This window comes from Micromonospora sp. WMMD1128 (assembly GCF_027497235.1).
Classification (GTDB): domain Bacteria; phylum Actinomycetota; class Actinomycetes; order Mycobacteriales; family Micromonosporaceae; genus Micromonospora.
On record NZ_CP114902.1, the window covers coordinates 1,534,301 to 1,553,467 of the forward strand.

Genomic DNA, 19,167 nt, shown 5'->3' on the forward strand with positions numbered 1-19,167 from the left:
GGGCCGAAACGCGGTGCGACGGTGCGGCACGTTGTCGCACGCGGCGTACGTTCCGTATTCTTGCCAACCTCTGGAGTGCGCGGCTGGCCGCCGCGTGCCCGTTCCGTTCGCGGGGGACACGCCGGTGCCCCCTGCCCACGTACCGCTGACCGCCGCGCCACGCGGCTGAGGGAGCTGACGATGGCGAAGCCAGCCGACACCAGGACCGCCGGCCAGAAGCCGGTGGCGAAGGCCACCCGCAGCGCGGCCGAGACCGAGAAGATCCGGGCCGCGCTGGCGGCCCGACGGGACGAGCTGAACGCCGAGTACGATCAGACGCTGAGCGAGATCACCGAGCTGCAGCGCGACCGGCTGACCGACTCGGCCGGGGACGACCAGGCCGACACCGGCACCAAGACGTTCGAGCGCGAGCAGGAGATCTCTCTCGCCAACAGCATCAAGGAGCGGATCACGCAGGTCGAGCGCGCGCTGGAGCGCCTCGACGAGGGTGGCTACGGCTGGTGCGAGCGGTGCGGCAACCCGATCCCGGTGGAGCGGCTCGCCGCGTTCCCGTCGGCGACCCTCTGCGTGAGCTGCAAGCAGCTGGCGGAGCGGCGCTGACGTCCGCTCCCCGGCCGCCGAACGGCAGACGGTGACCGCCACCGTCGCGAGCGTCGATGGGGAGCAGATGACCGCAGCACCGCCCGCCGGGTCCGGCACCACCGAGCCGGACGCCGGCGCGCCCCGGCGCAGGGCGGTCGGCCTGCTGCTCGGCGTCTCCCTGCTCTCGCTCCTCGCGGACCTGGGCACGAAACAGCTCGCGCTCGGCGAGCTGACCGGCCGGGAGCCCGTGTCCCTGCTCGGCGGCGCCGTCTATCTCACGCTCACCCGCAACAGCGGCGCCGCCTGGAGCATCGGTTCCGACCACACCTGGGTCTTCCCGCTGATCACCTTCGCGGTGATCGGATGGATCGGGTGGATGGCGCTGCGGCTGCGCTCACTGCCGTGGGCGGTGTCGCTGGGCCTGGTGCTGGGCGGCGCGCTGGGCAACCTGACCGACCGGATCTTCCGTGCGCCGGGGCACTTCGTCGGCCACGTGGTCGACATGATCAGCCTGTTCGACCCGTACGGCCAGGTCTGGCCGGTGTTCAACCTGGCCGACAGCTCGCTTGTCTGCGGCGTGGTGCTGGCGGTCTTCCTGGAACTGACCGGCCGGCAGCGCGACGGCTCCCGGGCCGGCGCCGAACCGGCCGGTGACGACGCCCCGGCGGGTCAGCGGGAGCGCGCGTGACCGCCGCGTACGCCACCGGCGGCGACCACCGGTCCCTGCCCGTGCCGGACGGCCTCGACGGCATGCGGCTGGACCAGGCCGTGTCCCGGCTGTTCGGGTTGTCCCGCACCGCCGCGGCGGCGCTCGTGGACGCCGGGGACGCGCTCGTCGACGGCACGGCCCGGGCCAACTCGCACAAGGTGCGGGCCGGGGCCTGGCTGGAGGTCACGCTGCCCGCGCCGGTCGCCCCGCCGACCGTGGTGCCGCAGGCCGTCCCCGGTCTGACCGTGGTCTACGCCGACGACGACATCGTGGTGGTCGACAAGCCGGTCGGGGTGGCCGCGCACCCGAGCCCCGGCTGGACCGGCCCGACCGTGATCGGCGGGCTGGCCGGCATCGGTCACCGGATCTCCACGAGCGGCGCGGCCGAACGGCAGGGCGTGGTGCACCGGCTCGACGTGGGCACCACCGGCGTGATGGCGGTGGCCAAGAGCGAGCTGGCCTACACCGCGTTGAAGCGGGCCTTCAAGGAACGCGAGGTGGAGAAGCGCTACCACGCCGTGGTGCAGGGGCACCCGGACCCGCTGCGCGGCACCATCGACGCGCCGATCGACAGGCACCCGCACCACGACTACCGGTGGGCGGTGGTCTCCGGTGGCAAGCCGAGCATCACCCACTACGACACGCTTGAGGCGTTCCCCTCGGCCAGCCTGCTGGACGTGCGGCTGGAGACCGGGCGTACGCACCAGATCCGGGTGCACTTCTCGACGCTGCGGCACCCCTGTGTGGGTGACCTGACCTACGGCGCCGACCCGACCCTGTCGGCCCGGCTCAAGCTGTCCCGGCAGTGGCTGCACGCCCGCTCGCTGAGCTTCCGGCACCCGCGCACCGGCGACGAGGTCACCTTCGTCAGCGAATACCCGGACGACCTGGCCCGGGCGTTGGAGATCCTGCGCGACTGACCATGAGCGACGACACCACGCCGCCGCGCCGGTCGCGGTCCACGGCGCTGACCTGGCTCGCCCTCGGCTGCGCGCTGGTGGTGCTGGTGGTCACCGTCGCGCAGCGGCGGGACCGGCCGGTGGGGGACCGGACGGTCGGCGAGGTGACCCGCGTCGGGGTGGCCGGCGGCGCGTCCGTCCCGGCGTACCTGCGCACCGCCGGGGACGAGCTGGCCCGGCTCGACGCGCCAGACGGCTACGCCCTGGTCTCGTTCGCGGCCTACCTGACGCCGGCCCGGGTGGCGGAGACGCTTGCCGGCACGCCGGTCTCGGCGGTCCTGGCGCGGGTGCCGCTGCCCGGTCGGCAGACCGAGATCGTCCGGCTCGCCGTGCTGCGCCTGCCCGACGACGCGGTCACCGCGATGGCCGAGGTGGCCGCGCGCAAGGACCGGGAGGCCGCGGAGTACCGCGCCCGCGCCGCCGCCCCGTCGGCCACCGCCGATCCCGGGCGTCGCCGGGAGTACGACACCGGCGCCGCGGTCGCGGCCGGGGAGGCGGCCGGCTACCGGGCCGGCTGCGCCTGCCTCTACGCCGCCGTGGTCCGGGGCGTCCCGGCCGCGCTGCGTGCGCTCGCCGAGCGTCCCGGGGTGCGGGTCGTGGACCCGGCGCCGGAGGTGACCCGGCTGGATCGCACGGTGTTCACCCCGCCGCTGCCCGAGCAGCGCGACGTGGCCCGCCCGCCGGCCGACGCCGGTCCCGCGCCGGCCGACGCCGGTCCCGCGCCGGCCGGTGGAATGGGCGATTCGTCGGAAGCCGCACCGACAGTGAGCGCACCTTCACCGGCCGGCCGTCCACCCGCCTCCGGGTCCGGGCCGCCCAATCCCGCTCCCACCTCCTGAGACATCCGGGTACGCCACCACCGGCCGGACGCCGCGGTGAGCAGACCCACCGGGCGATGTGCGGCGCGGGGAGTGGTCCGAATAGGGTTTCGTTCGTAGCCTGTCAGGCGGAGATCGATGGGCTGGGGGAGAGGGCGAATCCTTGGACGGCAGCGAGACCGGTTGGGGTCGGCAGGGCGAGCCGGCACCGCGGTGGCGGGCGCTGCTCGACCGGGCCCGGCTCGGCGGTCGCGGCGCGGAGCACACCGACGCCGACCGGCGCGTCGAGGAGAACCAGGTGCCGCCCCCTGATCCGCTGCCGCGCCGGGGCGCGGGCACCGGCTGGACCGGGCGCGCCGCCGCCGTCGGCCGCGCCGCGGACGGGTCGTACGGCGCCGAACCCGGCTACCGGGCCGAGGCCACGTTCCGGGTCGATCCGGCCTTCCGCGCCGACCCCCGCTACGACGGCGAGCCCGCCTACCGGGCCGAGCCGGCCTACCGCACCGACCCGGAGCCGCCGGCCGAGGCGTCCTGGCGCGCCGACCCGTCCTACGCCCCCGAGTCGCCGGCCGATCCCTCCTGGCGGGCCGATCCGTCGTACGTCCCGGAGTCGCCGGCCGAGCCGTCCTGGCGGGCCGACCCGGAGCCGCGCGGGCGGGCCGAGGCCCCGGTCGAGTCGCGCTACTCCCTGCTCGACGGCGGCTACCGGCCCGCGCCGCCGCCACCGGAGTCCCGCTACGCCCTGCTGGACCGGGGACGCTACCGACCGGTGCTTCCGCCGGCGCCGGAACAACCCGTGGCGCCCGCCCCACGCCGACCGGTGGCGGGCCGGGCCGAGCCGGCGCAGGCGCAGTGGCGTGCCCCGGAGCAGGATCCGGAGCTGGAGCGGGCGACCGGCGTGCTCCGCCGCGAGCTGGGCACCCCCCGGGTGCTCGCCTTCGCCAACCCCAAGGGCGGGGTGCACAAGACCACCGCCACCGTGCTCGCCGCGGCCACCGTGGGCAGCGTGCGCGGTCGCGGCGTGCTCGCCTGGGACGACAACGAGTTGCGGGGCACCCTCGGCCTGCGCGCCGGCAGCGCCCGGCACGCCCGCACCATCCGGCACCTCGTCCAGGACCTCGCGCACATCGAGATCCTGGAGGGCAACACCCTGCTGTCGCACCTCGACGACTACCTGCGGCACGCCTCCGACGGGTCGTACGACGTGCTGGCCGGCGAGGAGAGCCCGCGCTTCGCCCAGCGGCTCGACCAGTTCACCGTCAAGCGGGTGCTGGAGCTGCTGCGCCGCACCCACGAGGTGGTCTGCGTGGACACCGGCAACAACGTGGAGAGCCCGAACTGGCGCACCGTGATGCAGGCCGCCGACCAGCTCGTGGTGACCACCGTGCCGCGCGAGGACGCCGCCTTCAGCGCGGACTGGATGCTCGACCTGCTGCACGAGGTGGGCATGGGCGAGCTGGCCGACAACGCGGTCACGCTGATCTCCTGCCCGACGCCGGGGCGCACCTCCCTCCAGGACGACCTGGAGCGGCACTTCGCCACCCGCACCCGGGCGGTCGCCGTGGTGCCCTACGACCCGGCGCTGGAGACCGGCTCCTCGATCGAATACCACCAGCTCCAGGCGGAGACGCGCAACGCCTGGCTCAAGGCCGCCTCGGTGATGCTGGAGCCGTTCGCGCGCTGACCGCCGACCACCGCACCCACGCCGCCCTCCGGCCTGAGAGGATCACCGGGTGAGTCCGGACACCCCTGATCCCGAGCGGACCGCCGACCGTCCCGGCGCCGCCGACCATCCGACCGCCGCGGACCCGCTCGCCGGGCATCCGGGCGCGGAGCGGGAGCCATTCGGCGCGGAGCGGGAGACACCCGGCGCGGAGCCGGAGCCATTCGGCGCGGAGCCGGAGACACCCGGCGCGGAGCCGGAGACACTGGGCGCGGCACCCGCGACCCGTCGCGGTGGTGGCCGGGCGGTGGCGACCGTGCTCGGCGTGACGGCGCTGCTCAGCGCGCTCGGCGTGCCGCTGGGGCTGCTCTGGGTGTGGCTGGCGCCGGGCACGCCGGTGCGGCAGACCCCTGGGGGCGCGGTCTACGCCGTCCCGCAGCCGGAACAGCCGATCGCGGCCGACGGCTGGTTCAGCCTTCTCGTGCTCGGCTTCGGGGTGCTCGCCGCCATCGCCCTGTGGATGTTGCTGCGGTGGCGGCGCGGCCCGGTGATCCTGCTCGCGGTGACGCTCGGCGGCCTCGGCGCGGCGGTGGTGGCCTGGCAGGTCGGCCGCCGGATCGGGTTGGCCACCTTCGAGCGGCTGCTGGAGACCGCGCCGCCGGGGACCGACTTCACCAGGCCGGTCGACCTGCGCGCCGGCGGCGTCGACTGGTACGGCCCGCTGCCGGCGCCGCACGGCAACCTGCTGCTCGCGGCGTTCGGCGCGGCCGTCACGTACACCTTGCTGGCCGGCTGGTCGCGGTGGCCGTCGCTGCGCCCGGAGCCGGAGCCCGGCGACTGGCCGCCCCCGCCCGGTTTCAGCGGCACCTGGCCGCCCCCGCCCGGCTTCAGTGGCACCTGGCCGCCCCCACCGGGACGTCAGGGCGACGGGCCGTCCCCGCCAGGGTTCCACGGCGACGGGCCGTCCGCGCCGGGGTCTCGCGGCGACGGGCCGTCCGCGCCGGGGTTCCACGGCGACGGGCCGTCCGCGCCCGGGGTCAGTTCGGGGCCGGAGGGCCCGCCAGCTCGCTGAGCGGCACCGGCACCGCCCGGACCTGGCGCAGCAGCGCCGACTCCCGGTTGAGCAGGCGCAGCTCGGCGCGGAGCCGGCCGGGGGTGTCGTCGATGGCGAGCAGTCGCTGCCGGTCGGCCACGGTCAGCGCGGCGGTCGCCGCGACCAGGTGCGACAGCACGGTCGGATCCTCCGGGAGCTGCTCGGAGATCTCCTCCTGCTCCGGCCGGATCAGGCTGAGATATTGCCGGAACACCGAGATCACCCGGGCCGCCAGCACGTCGGCCACCTCGTCCGGGCCGGCCGGCTCGGGCAGCCACTCCACCTCGGCGGTGAGGTAGGGCTCGGCGGCGTCGTCGATCTCGGCGATCCGGAACCGCCGCCGGCCCACCGTGACGATGTCGAACCCGCCCTCGGCCAGCTCGGTGACCTGCCGCAGCTCGGCGGTGCAGCCGACCTCGTGCAACGTGACGTCGCCGCCGGCCGGCCCGGAGCGGCCCGACGGCCCGGCCGGGGCGACCTCCCAGCCGGCCTGGATCGCCACCACGCCGAACTCGCGTGGCGCGCCCTCGGGCAGGCCCACCAGGTGGCGCACCAGCGCCTGGTAGCGCTCCTCGAAGATGTGCAGCGGAAGGACCAGCCCGGGAAAGAGGACGGTCCCGAGAGGGAACACCGGCAGCCGTGCGCTCACGTGATCGAGCGTATCCCGATCGCGCTCGGCCGGCGTGTCCCGGCTCACCGTCCCGGCGTACGGGCGGCTCCGGCCGGTCCGACCGGCGGCGGCCTAGACTCGCAGGCGTGCTGACTCGGATCGACCTGCGCGGCGGGACACGTGACCCGCGCCGCCTGCTGCCCCGTGCCCAGCTCGACGTCTCCGTGGCGGTCGAGCGGATCCGTCCTCTCGTCGAGGCGGTCCGGGAGCATGGCTACCCGGCGATCCGGGAGGCCAGCGAGCGGTTCGACGGCATCTCCCCGGAGCATCTGCGGGTGCCGGTCGAGGTGATCCGCGCCGCCGAGAGCGAGCTGGACCCGCAGGTTCGCGCCGCGTTGCTGGAGTCGATCACCCGGGCCCGCCGGGTCCACGCCGACCAGCGCCGCACCGACCACACCACCCGGGTGGTGGCCGGCGGCACGGTGACCGAGCGGTGGCTGCCGGTCGACCGGGTCGGCCTCTACGTCCCCGGCGGCCTGGCGATGTATCCGTCGACCGTGGTGATGAACGTGGTCCCGGCCCAGGCGGCCGGGGTCCGGTCGCTTGTGGTGGTGAGCCCGCCGCAGAAGGACAACGACGGCCTCCCGGACCGCCGGGTCCTGGCCGCCTGCGCGCTGCTCGGCGTCGACGAGGTGTACGCGGTGGGCGGCGCCCACGCGGTGGCCATGCTCGCCTACGGCGCCGCCGTCGACCCGGCCGGCGAGCGGCGCTGCGACCCGGTCGACCTGATCACCGGTCCGGGCAACATCTGGGTCACCGCCGCCAAGCGGCTGCTGCGCGGCGTGGTCGGCATCGATGCCGAGGCCGGCCCGACCGAGATCGCCGTGCTGGCCGACCACACCGCCGACCCGGCGCACGTGGCCGCCGACCTGATCAGCCAGGCCGAGCACGACCCCCTCGCGGCGAGCGTGCTGGTCACCCCGTCGACGGAGCTGGCCGACGCGGTCGACGCGGAGCTGGCCCGGCAGGTGCCGGCCGCCAAGCACGCCGAGCGGATCGGCACCGCGCTGCGCGGCGAGCAGAGCGGGGTGGTCCTGGTCGACGACCTGGAGGCCGGGCTGCGGGTGGTCGACGCGTACGCGGCCGAGCACCTGGAGATTCAGACCGAGAACGCCCGCGAGTGGGCGTTGCGGGTGCGCAACGCCGGTGCGATCTTCGTGGGCGCCTGGTCGCCGGTGTCGCTCGGCGACTACTGCGCGGGCTCCAACCACGTGCTGCCCACCGGTGGCTGCGCCCGGCACTCCTCCGGGCTGTCCGTGCAGTCCTTCCTGCGCGGCGTGCACCTGGTCGAATACACCGAGGCGGCGCTGCGCGAGGTGGCCCCGCACGTGGTCACGCTGGCCGGTGTCGAGGACCTGCCGGCGCACGGCCAGGCGGTCAGCGTCCGTTTCCCCGGAGGCGTGTCGTGACCACCCTCGACGACCTGCCGATCCGCGACGACCTGCGGGGGCGCTCCCCGTACGGCGCGCCGCAGCTCGACGTGCCGGTGCGGCTGAACACCAACGAGAATTCCTACCCGGTGCCCGAGCCGGTGGTCGAGGCGATCGGCAAGGCCGTCGCGGCCGAGTTGCGCGACCTCAACCGCTACCCGGACCGGGACGCCGTGGCGCTCCGCGCCGACCTGGCCGCCTACCTGGGCCACGGGCTCACCGTCGACCACGTGTGGGCGGCCAACGGCTCCAACGAGATCCAGCAGCAGCTGCTCCAGGCGTTCGGCGGGCCGGGGCGCACCGCGCTCGGTTTCACCCCGGCCTACTCGATGCATCCGCTGCTGGCGCTCGGCTCCGGCACCGGTTGGGTCGCCGCCGACCGGGACGCCGACTTCGGGTTGACCGCCGCCGACGCGGTCGCCCAGGTGCGCCGGCACCGGCCGGACGTGGTCTTCCTCTGCTCGCCGAACAACCCGACCGGCACCGCGCTCGACCCGTCCGTCGTCGCCGCCGTGCTCGACGAGGCGCCCGGCATGGTGGTGGTGGACGAGGCGTACGCGGAGTTCGCCCGCCCCGGCACGGTCAGCGCGCTCGCCGTGCTGCCCGGCCACCCGCGGCTGGTGGTCACCCGCACCATGAGCAAGGCGTTCGGGTTCGCCGGCGGCCGGCTGGGCTACCTGGCCGCCGACCCGGCGGTGGTGGCGGCGGTGCAACTGGTCCGGCTGCCCTACCACCTGTCCGCGCTCACCCAGGCCGCCGCCCGCGCGGCGCTGGCCCACCGGGACGCCCTGCTCGGCACCGTCACCGCGATCATGGAGCAACGCGACCGGATCGTCGCCGAGCTGCGCGCGCGGGGGCACCGGGTGGCCGACAGCGACGCCAACTTCGTGCTCTTCGCCGTCGACGGCGACCAGGGCGCCGCCTGGCGTACGCTGCTCGACGCCGGCGTGCTGGTCCGCGACGTCGGCCTGCCGGGCTGGCTGCGGGTGACCGCCGGGACCCCGGCCGAGACCGACGCCTTTCTGTCCGCGATGGAGAAGTTGTCATGAACCGCACCGCCCGGATCGAGCGGGTCACCAACGAGACCAAGGTGCTCGTCGAGATCGACCTCGACGGCACCGGCAAGGCCGACATCGAGACCGGTGTCGGCTTCTACGACCACATGCTCAACCAGATCGCCCGGCACGGGGGCTTCGACCTGACCGTGCACACGGTCGGCGACCTGGAGATCGACGCGCACCACACGATGGAGGACACCGCGCTCGCGCTGGGCGCCGCGTTCGACCGGGCGCTCGGCGACAAGGCCGGCATCCGGCGGTACGGCTCGGCCACCGTCCCGATGGACGAGGTGCTGGTCCGGGCCGCGGTCGACCTGTCCGGGCGGCCGTATGTGGTGCACGACGAGCCGGCGCTGTCGCCGTACATCGGGCCGGTCTACCCGACCAGCATGACCCGGCACATCTGGGAGTCGTTCGGCCAGGCGGCCCGGGTGACGTTGCACGTCGACGTGTTGCGGGCGGCCCGGCCGGGCGGCCACCCGGACGCGCACCACGTGGTCGAGGCCCAGTTCAAGGCCGTCTCCCGCGCGCTGCGCGAGGCCACCGCGATCGACCCGCGCAGCGCCGGCGTGGTGCCGTCCACGAAGGGCGCGCTCTGATGAGCGCGAGGAACGCAGCGCAGCGGAGTCCCGCAGTCGCGAATGAAGGACGGCTCTGATGAGCGCGAGGAACGCAGCGCAGCGGAGTCCCGCAGTCGCGAATGAAGGACGGCACTGCCGATGAAGGTGTTGCCGACGCTGCTGTTGATCCTGGCCGGGGTGCTTGTCGGCGGGACGTGGTCGCTGCACAAGCAGGGCGCGGCCCGCCCGGCCGTGGTGGTCACCGGCCTGCTGGCGGTGCTGGCCACCGTCGGCGGGGTGCTCTGGCTGCTGCCGGGGGAGGCGTGATGGGCAGGCGGGTGGTGGTGCTCGACTACGGCTCGGGCAACCTGCGTTCGGCCGAACGCGCGTTGGAGCGGGCCGGCGCCGACGTGACGGTCACCGCCGACCTGGCCGCCGCCGCGACCGCCGACGGCCTGGTGGTGCCGGGTGTCGGCGCGTACGCCGCGTGCATGGCCGGCATCGAGGCGCTCGGCGCCGGCCCGGTCATCGCCGAGCGGGTCGCCGCCGGCCGCCCGGTGCTGGGCATCTGCGTCGGGATGCAGGTGCTCTTCGAGCACGGCGACGAGCACGGCGTGGTGACCAAGGGCCTCGGGCTGCTGCCGGGCGGGGTGACGAAGCTGCCCGCCCCGCGCCTGCCGCACATGGGCTGGAACACCGTGCGCGCGCCGGCGGGTTCGGTGCTCTTCGCCGGGCTGCCGGCGGACGCCCGGTTCTACTTCGTCCACTCCTACGGGGTGACCGACACCGCCGGGTTGGCCGCCGCCGGCGCGACGGTCACCACCGCCGAGCACGGCGCCGACTTCGTCGCCGGGGTGGAGCGGGGCGCCCTCGCCGCGGCCCAGTTCCACCCGGAGAAGTCGGCCGACACCGGCGCCGCGCTGCTGCGCAACTGGTTGGGCACACTTGAGTAAGGAGCGAGCCCGCCGCCGGGCCGCCCGCGAGGCCGACCAGCAGCGGGCGCGCGCCGCCCGGGCCCGCCGGGTGGCGCGCCGGGAACGACGCCGTTCGGTGGTACGCCGGTTGACGCCGCGGCTGCGCCGGGGTCGCACCGGTCGGCTGCGCCGGCACAGCCGGGGTGAGCGGGCGGCCATCGTGCTGCTCACCGCCGTCGCGGTGGCCGGCATCTGGAGTTTCGTCGACGATCTCGCCCTGCGCCTGGCGTTGGTCGTGTTGTTGCTGTTGGTCCTGCCGGCGATCGTGGTGATCGCGTTGGACCGTCGTTGAGCATGCGAGGAGACAAGCGTTGAGCCTTGACCTGTTGCCCGCCGTGGACGTCGCCGACGGCCAGGCCGTCCGGCTCGTGCAGGGCGCCGCCGGCAGCGAGACCGCCTACGGCGACCCGCTGGAGGCGGCCCTCGCCTGGCAGTCCGACGGCGCCGAGTGGATCCACCTGGTCGACCTGGACGCCGCGTTCGGCCGGGGCTCCAACGCCGAGTTGCTCGCCGAGGTGGTCGGCAAGCTCGACGTCAAGGTGGAACTGTCCGGGGGCATCCGGGACGACGGGTCGCTGCGGGCGGCGTTGGGCACCGGGGCGGCCCGGGTCAACATCGGCACCGCCGCGCTCGAGGATCCCGAGTGGTGCGACCGGATCTGCGGCGAGTACGGCGACCGGGTGGCGATCGGGCTGGACGTGCGGGGTCGTACCCTCTCGGCGCGGGGCTGGACCCGCGACGGCGGTGACCTCTACGACGTGCTGGCCCGGCTGGACGCCGCCGGCGCCGCGCGGTACGTGGTGACCGACATCACCAAGGACGGCACGATGCGCGGGCCGAACCTGGACCTGCTGCGCGAGGTGTGCGCCCGCACCGACGCCCCGGTGATCGCCTCCGGCGGGGTGTCCACCCTGGACGACCTGCGGGCGCTTGCGACGCTGGAGCCGGTCGGCGTGGAGGGCGTGATCGCCGGCAAGGCGCTGTACGCCGGCGCGTTCACCGTCGCCGAGGCGCTGGCCACGCTGCGGGCCGGCGCGTGACCACCGACGTGGGCGGGCCGGTCGAGGACCTGGGCGGGCTGGTCGAGGACCTGGGCCGGTCGCCGGTCGACGGCGTGGGGGAGCCGCCGCTCGACGGCGCGGTGGTGACCCGGCTCGGCTCGGGCGGCCCGTGGGAGGCGCTCTACGGCTACTCCCGGGTGGTCCGGGCCGGCGCGCTGGCGATCACCGCCGGTTGCACCTCGACCGTGGACGGCCGGGTGGCGCACGTGGGGGACGCGGCGGCGCAGACCGCGCAGGCGATCCGGATCGGCCTGGACGCCCTGGCCGAGGTGGGCGCCCAGCCGGGCGACGTGGTGCGGACCCGGATGTACGTGACCGACCGGCTCTACACCGACGAGGTGGGTCGGGCGCACAACGCGGTGTTCGGCCCGGTGCGTCCGGTGGCGACCATGGTGGTGGTGGCCGGTCTTCTCGACCCGGAGCACCTGGTCGAGGTGGAGTTGGAGGCGTACCTCCCCGAGGGCTGATCTCCTCGGCCCGCGGCGGCAGGGTCGGCTCTCCGGCGCCTTTCGAGCTGATGTCACGAACGACTCACCGGCCCCGACGCTGCCGAGTCGTTGCTGATATCAGCTCGAAAGGCGTTCTTGGCGCTGGTTTCTCCGCCGCCCCGGACCGGGAACGTGACCGGCCTCGCACCCGGATCCACGCGATTAAGTTGTGCACAACTTGATTGCGCGCTACGGTTTTGGCGTGACCGATGATCTGGTGCTGCGCCGGCAGGTGTGCTTCGCCCTCTACGCGGCGTCGCGCGCCCTGACCGACGTCTACCGGCCCATCCTCGACGAGCACGGCCTGACCTACCCGCAGTACCTGGTGCTGCTGGTGCTCTGGGAGCGCGGCGACGACGCCCCCACGGTCTCCGAGCTCGGCGCGCGACTCCGGCTCGACTCCGGCACGCTCTCCCCGCTGCTCAAGCGGCTGGAGGCGGCCGGCCTGGTGGTGCGCACCCGCTCGGCGACCGATGAGCGCCGGGTCGAGGTGGGCCTCACCGGCCGGGGCCGGGCCCTGCGGGAAGGGATGGACGAGGTGCCGATGCGGGTGGCCCGGGCGACCGGCCTCACCGAGACCGAGCTGATCGGCCTCCGCGACACCCTCACCCGGGTCACCGAGACGATCCACCGACAGAAGGAGCAGTGACCATGCAGGTCCTCTACACCGCGTCCGCCAAGGCCACCGGCGACGGCCGCGACGGCCACGTCCGCACCTCCGACGGCACGGTCGAGCTGGATCTCGCCGTACCCAAGGAGATGGGCGGCGCCGGCGGCGCGGCCAACCCCGAGCAGCTCTTCGCCGCCGGCTACGCGGCGTGCTTCCACTCCGCGCTGCGCGTCGTGGCCCGCCAGGCCAAGGCGGACGTCTCGGGTTCGGTCGTCGAGGCCGAGGTGGGCATCGGCCCGAACGGCAGTGGCGGCTACGGCCTGACCGTGACCCTCGTGGTGGACCTGCCCGCGGTCGAGCGTCCGGCCGCCGAGAAGCTCGTCGAGGCGGCCCACCAGGTCTGCCCCTACTCGAACGCGACCCGCGGCAACATCGAGGTCACGCCGACCGTCCGGGACGCAGCATGAGCAGCGTCAACCGGGAGATCCATCTGGCGTCCCGCCCGGAGGGCTGGCCGACCGCCGACAACTTCCGGCTGGTCACCACCGATGTGCCGACGCCGGGACCGGGTCAGGTCGTGGTCCGCAACCAGTTCATGTCCGTCGACCCGTACATGCGGGGGCGGATGAACGACGCCAAGTCGTACGTGCCGCCGTTCGCGCTCGACGCCCCGCTCGACGGCGGCGCGATCGGCGAGGTGGTGGCCGGCGAGGCCGGCGGGGTCAAGCCCGGCGACGTGGTGCTGCACGGTCTCGGCTGGCGCGAGTACGCGCTCGTCGACGCCCGGGCGGTCCGCAAGGTCGATCCCGGGGTCGCCCCGGTCAGCGCCTACCTGAGCGTGCTCGGCATGACCGGGCTGACCGCGTACGCCGGTCTGCTCGACGTGGCCGCGATGCAGCCGGGGGAGACGGTCTTCGTCTCCGGCGCTGCCGGCGCGGTGGGCAGCATGGTGGGGCAGATCGCGAAGCTGCGCGGCGCCGGCCGGGTGGTCGGCAGCGCCGGCTCCCGGGCGAAGGTCGAGCGGCTGGCCGCGCTCGGTTTCGACGCGGCCTTCGACTACCACGACGGGCCGGTGTACGAGCAGCTCAAGGCCGCCGCCCCGGACGGTGTCGACGTGTACTTCGACAACGTCGGCTCGGACCACCTGGAGGCCGCGATCGGGGCGATGAACCTGCACGGCCGGGCGGCGATCTGCGGCATGATCGCCCAGTACAACTCGGCCGAGCCGCCGGCTGCCCCGCGCAATCTGGCCCTGGTGATCGGCAAGCGGCTGACCCTGCGCGGCTTCCTCGTCGGTGACCACGGCCACCTGCGCGAACAGTTCGTCCAGGAGGTGGCCGGCTGGTTGCGGGAGGGCCGGCTCTCCTACGACGAGACCGTGGTCGACGGCATCGAGCAGGCGCCGGAGGCGTTCCTCGGCCTGCTGCGCGGCGAGAACCTCGGCAAGATGCTCGTCCGCCTCTGACCGGCACGCGCGGCGGCGGTGCCCGGCCGCACCGGCCGGGCGCCGCCGCGTTGGCTAGGCTTTCGGGCATGACGGTGGCGGTACGGGTCATCCCGTGTCTGGACGTGGACGCCGGGCGGGTGGTCAAGGGTGTCAACTTCGTCGACCTGCGCGACGCCGGCGACCCGGTGGAACTGGCGGCGGCGTACGACCGGGCCGGCGCGGACGAGCTGACGTTCCTCGACGTGACGGCGTCGTCGAGCGACCGCGGCACCATGCTCGACGTGGTCCGGCGCACCGCCGAGTCGGTCTTCATCCCGCTCACCGTGGGCGGCGGCATCCGCCGCGTCGAGGACGTGGACACGCTGCTGCGGGCCGGGGCGGACAAGGTCGGGGTGAACACCGCGGCGATCGCCCGGCCGGAGCTGATCGCCGAGATCGCCGACCGGTTCGGCCGGCAGGTGCTGGTGCTCTCGCTCGATGTGCGGCGCGCCCCGGCGGGGGTCGCACCGAGCGGTTTCGAGGTGACCACGCACGGCGGGCGGCGGGGCACCGGCCTGGACGCGGTCGAGTGGGCCGCGCGCGGCGCCGAGCTGGGCGCGGGCGAGATCCTGCTCAACTCGATGGACGCCGACGGCACCAAGGCCGGCTTCGACCTGCCGCTGATCCAGGCGGTGCGTGTCGTGGTCGACGTGCCGGTGATCGCCAGCGGTGGCGCGGGCGCGGTGGCGCACTTCCCGCCGGCCGTCGGCGCGGGCGCCGACGCGGTGCTCGCCGCCAGCGTCTTCCACTTCGGCGAGCTGACCGTCGGCGAGGTCAAGGACGCGCTGCGCGGCGCCGGGCACCCGGTGCGCTGACCCGGTCCGAGGCCACGCGCCAGCGCCCCGGCCGAGGTGTCCGGCGGCCGGCGGTCAGGGCCGGCCGGAGCGTCCCTCGGGGGACCGGCGCGGCATCGGGATGGAACGGACCACATATTCCTGCACGGCCGCCGCGTGGTCGTCCTCGTCGAGCTGCCACTCGGACTCGCCGGGCGGGTGCCGGCGGGTCAGCACGCCCTGCACGGTGTCGACGGTGGTGCCCAGCCCGGCGCTGGGCCGGGTGCGCCACAGCCGTTCACCGTCCGGGGTGACCCGGAACCAGCCGTCGGAGACGCTGACCAGGCCGGCCCCGACGAGCCGGCGGACCGCCCCCTCGACCTCGTGCCGTTCCGGGATGGCCTGGTTGAGGTGGTCGGCGGTGGAGAGGACGTCGGTGAGGCGTACCCCCTCGGGGCGGCGTGTGGCGGCGGCCCGGCGGTGCCGGCCGGCGCCGCTCGCGATGACCAACGCGACGAAGATCCAGGCGTCGCTCCAACGCCATCCGTTCTCCCCCATGCACGCATGATGCCCGCCCGCGACGCCGGAGGAAACACCCGGTTTTCGCCGGCGCGCGTCGTTGCAGCTCAGAGCCGTTGAAGCGGGCGCGCGCGGTGGCGGTGGGCCGGGTGTTGCTCACGCAGCGTAGGCGGCGACCGGGCGGGGTGGCATCGCGAAGATCGGGATGAACAGTTGGGCGAGCGGCCCGATGGCAAGCGCGTAGGCCACGGTGCCGAGGCCGACCGTCCCGCCGAGCAGCCAGCCGAGGCCCAGCACGGTCACCTCGATGGCGGTCCGGACCAGCCGGAGCGACAGGCGGGGGTGGCGGGCGGTGAGGCCGGTCATCAGGCCGTCGCGTGGCCCGGGGCCGAGGCCGGCGCCGAGGTAGAGCCCGGTGGCGGCGCCGTTGGCGACGATGCCGGTGACCAGCAGCGCGGCGCGCGCCGGCAGGCCCTCGCCCGGTGGCAGCACGACCAGGGTGGCGTCGACGACCAGCCCGACCACCACGACGTTGCTGATCGTGCCGAGACCGGGCCGCTGCCGCAGCGGGATCCAGAGCAGCAGCACCACGGCGCCGACGGCGATGGTGACGGTGCCGAAGGAGAGGCCGGTCTGCCGGGCGAGCCCCTGGTGGAACACGTCCCACGGGTCGAGTCCGAGTTCGGAACGGATCATCAGCGCCATGCTGACCCCGTAGACGGCCAGGCCGGCGTAGAGCTGGGTGAGCCGCCGCACCGGCCGGTGCCGGAGATTGCCAAGCTGTGCCATGCATGCCACCCTAGGTGCCAATTGATGAAGGTGAAGAGGCCAATTCCGGAGGTGTGGCCATGACCAGCCAGGTGCGCGGTGCCCAATTGGCGCGGTTGCTCGGTCAGTGGCACGCCCTGCCGGGCCGCCGCCGCAGCCCCGACTACGTGGCGCTGGCCGCCGCCGTCCGTGGTCTGCTGGCAGACGCCCGCCTCCCGCTCGGGATCCGCCTGCCGGCTGAACGGGAACTGGCGGAAGCGTTACGGATCAGCCGGACCACCGTCACGGCCGCGTACCGCGAACTGCGGGAGACCGGCCACCTGGCCAGCCGGCGCGGTGCCGGGAGCTGGACCATGCTGCCCGGCACCCACCGGGTGGCCAGCACCGGCCTGTGGACGCCGCTCGACGACCGGGAGATGATCGACCTCGGTGTGGCCGCGCTGTCCGCCCCGCCGCAGCTCGTCCCCGCCGCCCGGGCGGCGGCCGAGGACCTGCCCCGCTACCTCGGCGGCGCCGGCTACCACCCGACCGGCATCATCGAGCTGCGCGAGGCGGTGGCCCGCGGGTACACCGAGCGCGGGCTGGCCACCAGCCCCGAGCAGATCATGGTCACCAGCGGCACCCAGCACGCGCTCGACCTGGTGCTGCGCCTGGCCCTGTCGCCCGGCGGCGCGGTGCTCGTCGAGTCGCCCACCTACCCCAACGCGCTCGCCGCGCTCGCCGCCCGGCGGGCCCGGATCACCACCCACGGGCTCTCCGACGACGGCTGGGACGCCGACCTGCTGTTCGGCAGTCTCCGGCAGACCCGGCCGAAGCTCGCGTACGTGATTCCGGAGTTCCACAACCCGACCGGCCACCTGATGGCGGCCGACCTGCGGGAGCGGCTGGTCGGCGCGGCCCACGCGGCCGGCACCGACCTGGTGGTCGACGAGTCCTTCGTCGACCTGCCGCTCGACGGCACGCCGCTGCCGCCGCCGGTGGCGGTCTTCGACAGGCACTCCCGGGTGATCAGCATCGGCGGGATGAGCAAACCCTACTGGGGTGGACTGCGGATCGGCTGGGTGCGCGCCTCCGCACCCCAGGTGCAGCGGCTGGCCGCCGCCCGGGTCGGGGTGGACATGGCCAGCCCGGTGCTTGACCAGCTCGTCGCGGTGCACCTGCTCACCCAGGCCCCGACCATCGTCGCGGCCCGCCGCGCGCAGCTCGCCGCCCAACGGGACGCCCTGGTCGCCGCGCTCGCCGACCGCCTGCCCGACTGGCGGGTCACCGTCCCGCGCGGCGGCGTCACGCTCTGGGCCGAGCTGGACGGCCCGATCTCCAGCGCGCTGGCCCGGGCCGCCGAGGAGGTCGGCGTACGGCTGGCGCCCGGCCCCCGGTTCGGGCTGGACGGGACGCTGGAGCGGTTCCTCCGGCTGCCCTTCACCCTGCCCGCCACCGAGCTGGTGGAGGCGGTCGGGCGGCTCGCCGCGGTCCGCTACGACCTGGACCGGGCCGGTCGCCCGCAGTGGCGGGAGCCGAGCGTCATCGCCTGACGCCCGTTCCGGTGGGGATCGGTGGAACGGGACCATCGGCTCGGGAGGTGCCCGCAGACTGCCCGGGTGGGAGACTCCGCCGGTGTCCGGTCGTCGCGCGCCGTGCGGGCCGGCGCGCCCGGTTCCCGGACCACCCGGCTGGAACTCTTCTACGACCTGGTCTTCGTCTTCGCGTTCCTCAGCGTCACCACGCTCACCGCCTCCGAACTCACCCCGGTCAACCTCTACCGCTTCCTGCTGGTGCTGGCGCTGCTCTGGTGGTCGTGGACCGGCTTCGCCCGGATGGGCAACGCGATCCGCGCCGACCAGGGCGTGCTGCCGCTCGTCGGCTTCGTCACCGTGGCGGCGACGTTCCTGCTGGTGCTCAGCGTCCCCGGCGCGTTCGTGGACCGTCCCGGCGGGCTGCCCGGCCCGCTCGTCTTCGCCGGCTGCTACTTCGTGATCCGGGTGGCCCAGCTCACCGTCTTCGGCTGGGTCGACCGCGCCGACCCGGTCCGCCGTCAACGGTTCCTCCTGCGTGCCTCGGTCCCGGCCGTGGCCACCGCGCTGCTGCTGGTCGCCGGCACGGTGCCGGCCCGGCTGCCGCAGGAGCGGTTCGCGGTGGGGTTGCAACTGGCGCTCTGGACGCTCGCCGTGCTTGTCGAGTACGTGGTCGGGTCCACCCTGGCCCGACGCTGGTGGGTGGTGGTCTCGGCCGGGCACTGGGCGGAACGGCACGCGCTGATGGTGCTCGTCGCGCTCGGCGAATCGATCATCGCGCTGGGGCTCGGCCCGAAACGCGGGCTGCCGCTGACCGGGCCGGTGGCGGTGGCCGCGCTGCTCGGCATCCTGATCGTGGCGGCGCTCTGGTGGGTCTACTTCGACACGCTGGCGTTCGCGCTGGAACAGGCGCTGCACCACGCCCGGGACCAGGCCGCCCGGCTGCGGCTGGCCCGCGCGGTCTACACCTTCCTGCACCTGCCGATGGTCACCGGCATCATCCTCTACGCGCTCGGCCTGAAGGACCTGCTGACCGAGGTCGCCGACCCGCCGACCCCGGACTGGGGCTGGCCGCTCGGCGGCTTCTGGGGCGGCGTCATCTTCGGTGGCGTCGCGCTCTACCTGCTCAGCATCGCCGGGTGCTGGTGGCTGACGGTGGGCGAGGTGCACCTGCCGCTGCTGGTCACCGTGGCGGCGCTCGCCGCGGCCGGCCCGTTCGCGTTCCGGATCCCGGAGGTGGTCGCGCTCGGCGTGCTGTGGGTGCTCACCGGCGCCGGCGTGGCCTGGGAGACCCGCAGCGAGGACGGCCGCCGGCGGCGGGTGCGCCGGCTCGCCCTGGAGGAGCAGCTCGCCGCCGAGGCCGAGCAGAGCCGGTGGCGGCAGCGGCACCTGTGACGACCGGCGCCGTCGCGCGCCGGCCGTGCCCCGGGACGGT

At 74.8% G+C, this 19,167-nt stretch carries 23 protein-coding genes; 20 read left to right on the forward strand and 3 right to left on the reverse strand.

Annotated elements, in window-relative coordinates; translation table 11 throughout:
• The first annotated feature begins 180 nt into the window (after nucleotides 1–180).
• From O7602_RS07390 to O7602_RS07415, 6 genes are all read left to right on the forward strand, one after another.
• Complete coding sequence (locus O7602_RS07390; RefSeq protein WP_281587465.1) at nucleotides 181–600, forward strand: TraR/DksA family transcriptional regulator; 420 nt, start codon at nucleotides 181–183, stop codon at nucleotides 598–600.
• A 67-nt stretch (nucleotides 601–667) separates the two neighbouring features.
• Nucleotides 668–1,270 (forward strand): signal peptidase II, encoded by a 603-nt coding sequence (gene lspA, locus O7602_RS07395; protein ID WP_281587466.1) that lies wholly within the window; start codon nucleotides 668–670, stop codon nucleotides 1,268–1,270.
• Complete coding sequence (locus tag O7602_RS07400; protein WP_281587467.1) at nucleotides 1,267–2,211, forward strand: RluA family pseudouridine synthase; 945 nt, start codon at nucleotides 1,267–1,269, stop codon at nucleotides 2,209–2,211. The genes lspA and O7602_RS07400 overlap by 4 nt, the downstream gene beginning before the upstream one ends.
• Before the next feature lie 2 nt (nucleotides 2,212–2,213).
• Complete coding sequence (locus tag O7602_RS07405; protein ID WP_281587468.1) at nucleotides 2,214–3,089, forward strand: hypothetical protein; 876 nt, start codon at nucleotides 2,214–2,216, stop codon at nucleotides 3,087–3,089.
• 142 nt (nucleotides 3,090–3,231) lie between these two features.
• Complete coding sequence (locus O7602_RS07410; RefSeq protein WP_281587469.1) at nucleotides 3,232–4,752, forward strand: ATPase; 1,521 nt, start codon at nucleotides 3,232–3,234, stop codon at nucleotides 4,750–4,752.
• Between the two features lie 49 nt (nucleotides 4,753–4,801).
• Nucleotides 4,802–5,803: a DUF2567 domain-containing protein gene (locus tag O7602_RS07415; protein WP_281587470.1), complete on the forward strand. Its 1,002-nt coding sequence runs from the start codon at nucleotides 4,802–4,804 to the stop codon at nucleotides 5,801–5,803.
• Here the strand turns inward: O7602_RS07415 and O7602_RS07420 are convergent.
• The gene (locus O7602_RS07420; RefSeq protein ID WP_281587471.1) at nucleotides 5,769–6,473 is read right to left on the reverse strand and encodes an LON peptidase substrate-binding domain-containing protein; all 705 of its coding nucleotides are present in this window, start codon (nucleotides 6,471–6,473) and stop codon (nucleotides 5,769–5,771) included. The genes O7602_RS07415 and O7602_RS07420 overlap by 35 nt on opposite strands.
• A gap of 107 nt (nucleotides 6,474–6,580) precedes the next feature.
• Here O7602_RS07420 and hisD point away from each other — a divergent pair, with 107 nt between their 5' ends.
• From hisD to hisF, 12 genes are all read left to right on the forward strand, one after another.
• On the forward strand, nucleotides 6,581–7,903 hold the full coding sequence (gene hisD / locus O7602_RS07425) for a histidinol dehydrogenase (RefSeq protein WP_281587472.1): 1,323 nt from the start codon (nucleotides 6,581–6,583) through the stop codon (nucleotides 7,901–7,903).
• Nucleotides 7,900–8,973, forward strand: coding sequence for a histidinol-phosphate transaminase (locus tag O7602_RS07430; protein WP_281587473.1), 1,074 nt, complete (start codon nucleotides 7,900–7,902; stop codon nucleotides 8,971–8,973). The genes hisD and O7602_RS07430 overlap by 4 nt, the downstream gene beginning before the upstream one ends.
• Nucleotides 8,970–9,581, forward strand: coding sequence for an imidazoleglycerol-phosphate dehydratase HisB (gene hisB, locus O7602_RS07435; protein ID WP_281587474.1), 612 nt, complete (start codon nucleotides 8,970–8,972; stop codon nucleotides 9,579–9,581). Before O7602_RS07430 ends, hisB begins: the two co-directional genes overlap by 4 nt.
• Nucleotides 9,582–9,701: 120 nt before the next feature.
• The gene (locus tag O7602_RS07440; protein ID WP_281587475.1) at nucleotides 9,702–9,869 is read left to right on the forward strand and encodes a hypothetical protein; all 168 of its coding nucleotides are present in this window, start codon (nucleotides 9,702–9,704) and stop codon (nucleotides 9,867–9,869) included.
• A complete protein-coding gene (gene hisH, locus O7602_RS07445) occupies nucleotides 9,869–10,495 on the forward strand; it encodes an imidazole glycerol phosphate synthase subunit HisH (protein ID WP_281587476.1) in 627 nt (208 codons plus the stop codon). The genes O7602_RS07440 and hisH overlap by 1 nt, the downstream gene beginning before the upstream one ends.
• Nucleotides 10,488–10,808, forward strand: coding sequence for a hypothetical protein (locus tag O7602_RS07450; RefSeq protein ID WP_281587477.1), 321 nt, complete (start codon nucleotides 10,488–10,490; stop codon nucleotides 10,806–10,808). The genes hisH and O7602_RS07450 overlap by 8 nt, the downstream gene beginning before the upstream one ends.
• Before the next feature lie 19 nt (nucleotides 10,809–10,827).
• Nucleotides 10,828–11,556 (forward strand): bifunctional 1-(5-phosphoribosyl)-5-((5-phosphoribosylamino)methylideneamino)imidazole-4-carboxamide isomerase/phosphoribosylanthranilate isomerase PriA, encoded by a 729-nt coding sequence (priA, locus tag O7602_RS07455; RefSeq protein WP_281587478.1) that lies wholly within the window; start codon nucleotides 10,828–10,830, stop codon nucleotides 11,554–11,556.
• Nucleotides 11,553–12,044, forward strand: a complete 492-nt coding sequence (locus O7602_RS07460; protein ID WP_281587479.1) for a RidA family protein — start codon at nucleotides 11,553–11,555, stop codon at nucleotides 12,042–12,044. The genes priA and O7602_RS07460 overlap by 4 nt, the downstream gene beginning before the upstream one ends.
• Before the next feature lie 223 nt (nucleotides 12,045–12,267).
• Nucleotides 12,268–12,714 (forward strand): MarR family transcriptional regulator, encoded by a 447-nt coding sequence (locus tag O7602_RS07465; protein WP_281587480.1) that lies wholly within the window; start codon nucleotides 12,268–12,270, stop codon nucleotides 12,712–12,714.
• 2 nt (nucleotides 12,715–12,716) lie between these two features.
• The gene (locus O7602_RS07470; RefSeq protein WP_281590188.1) at nucleotides 12,717–13,142 is read left to right on the forward strand and encodes an organic hydroperoxide resistance protein; all 426 of its coding nucleotides are present in this window, start codon (nucleotides 12,717–12,719) and stop codon (nucleotides 13,140–13,142) included.
• Nucleotides 13,139–14,140: an NADP-dependent oxidoreductase gene (locus tag O7602_RS07475; RefSeq protein ID WP_281587481.1), complete on the forward strand. Its 1,002-nt coding sequence runs from the start codon at nucleotides 13,139–13,141 to the stop codon at nucleotides 14,138–14,140. The genes O7602_RS07470 and O7602_RS07475 overlap by 4 nt, the downstream gene beginning before the upstream one ends.
• 68 nt (nucleotides 14,141–14,208) lie before the next feature.
• Complete coding sequence (gene hisF, locus O7602_RS07480) at nucleotides 14,209–14,976, forward strand: imidazole glycerol phosphate synthase subunit HisF (protein WP_281587482.1); 768 nt, start codon at nucleotides 14,209–14,211, stop codon at nucleotides 14,974–14,976.
• 54 nt (nucleotides 14,977–15,030) lie between these two features.
• On the opposite strand, the gene O7602_RS07485 is transcribed toward hisF, so the two are convergent.
• Together O7602_RS07485 and O7602_RS07490 are read right to left on the reverse strand one after the other, a co-directional pair.
• Nucleotides 15,031–15,492, reverse strand: a complete 462-nt coding sequence (locus O7602_RS07485; RefSeq protein WP_281587483.1) for a hypothetical protein — start codon at nucleotides 15,490–15,492, stop codon at nucleotides 15,031–15,033.
• A gap of 117 nt (nucleotides 15,493–15,609) precedes the next feature.
• The gene (locus O7602_RS07490) at nucleotides 15,610–16,242 is read right to left on the reverse strand and encodes a hypothetical protein (protein ID WP_281587484.1); all 633 of its coding nucleotides are present in this window, start codon (nucleotides 16,240–16,242) and stop codon (nucleotides 15,610–15,612) included.
• Nucleotides 16,243–16,301: 59 nt separating this feature from the next.
• Here O7602_RS07490 and O7602_RS07495 point away from each other — a divergent pair, with 59 nt between their 5' ends.
• Both O7602_RS07495 and O7602_RS07500 read left to right on the forward strand, forming a co-directional pair.
• Entirely contained in the window at nucleotides 16,302–17,753 is a 1,452-nt protein-coding gene (locus tag O7602_RS07495) for a PLP-dependent aminotransferase family protein (protein ID WP_281587485.1), read from the forward strand.
• Nucleotides 17,754–17,855: 102 nt separating this feature from the next.
• A complete protein-coding gene (locus O7602_RS07500) occupies nucleotides 17,856–19,127 on the forward strand; it encodes a low temperature requirement protein A (protein WP_281590190.1) in 1,272 nt (423 codons plus the stop codon).
• The last annotated feature ends 40 nt before the right edge of the window (nucleotides 19,128–19,167 follow it).